Raw genomic sequence first — 877 nt, 5'->3', positions numbered from 1 at the left:
GGATGCGCCACCACCGCCGCCACCGGCGCTGAGCCGCCCGCGCCGGCCAAGCCGCAGCCGAGGCAGAGCGAAAGGATCAGGACTTGGGCGGAACGCAGCATGGCGGCTCCTCGTGGGATCTGCGCCGACAACGCGCGAACCCCGCCGCGGTGCGCCCCAGGAAGACGATTTTCCGCGGTGCGGCTCAACTTCCGCGATAGGTCTGGAAGCTCCACGGCGTCGCCACCAGCGGCACGTGGTAGTGCCCCTCCGGCTCCGCGACGCCGAAGCGCAGCGGCACGACGTCGAGGAAGGGCGGCTCGGCGAGCGAAAGCCCGAGCCGGCGGTAATGGTCGCCGAGGGCGAAGCGCAGCTCGTAGACCGCGATCGGCACCGGCCGGCCGCCGACGAGCGGCGCGTCGGTGCGCCCGTCGGCATTGGTCACGGCCCGCGCCACCAGGGCCGTCTCGGTCTCCGAGACGATCTCGTGGAGGCTCACCGCGACGCCGGCCGCCGGGCGCCCGCTCACCGTATCGAGCACGTGCGTCGAGATCCGCCCCATCGTCCTGAGCGGCCCCTCGCCGGAGACCAGCGCGTTCAGGCGGATCGCGGCGATGCGGAGGACCTCGGCCTCGGCGGTCCGCCGCTCGGTCGCGGCGTCGGAGTCGAGACGCGTCGCGAAGGCGGAGAGCAGCGCGGCGCGCCCGTGCCGCTTGACGCACAGGATGAAGGGCAGGCCGAATTTCGCGCGGTAGGCCGCGTTGAGCGCTTCGAAGCGCGCGTATTCCGCGTCCGACATCCGGTCGAGCCCGGCCGCCGCCTGCTCGGCGATCGAATCGGGGGCGATGGCGCCGTCGCGCGCCGCGCGGCCCGCCAGCTCGGGATGGCCCGCCAGCAG

General features: G+C 74.0%; 1 protein-coding gene. It reads right to left on the bottom strand.

The features are described 5' to 3' along the window. Window positions 1–184: 184 nt before the first annotated feature. On the bottom strand, window positions 185–877 hold a 693-nt coding region (uraD, locus tag FV230_RS28760; RefSeq protein ID WP_147844782.1), incomplete at its 5' end, for a 2-oxo-4-hydroxy-4-carboxy-5-ureidoimidazoline decarboxylase.

Source organism: Methylobacterium sp. WL6 (assembly GCF_008040095.1).
Taxonomy (GTDB): Bacteria; Pseudomonadota; Alphaproteobacteria; order Rhizobiales; family Beijerinckiaceae; genus Methylobacterium.
Note: the sequence above shows the minus strand (reverse complement) of the source record. Positions and strands in the feature narration are given on the sequence as shown.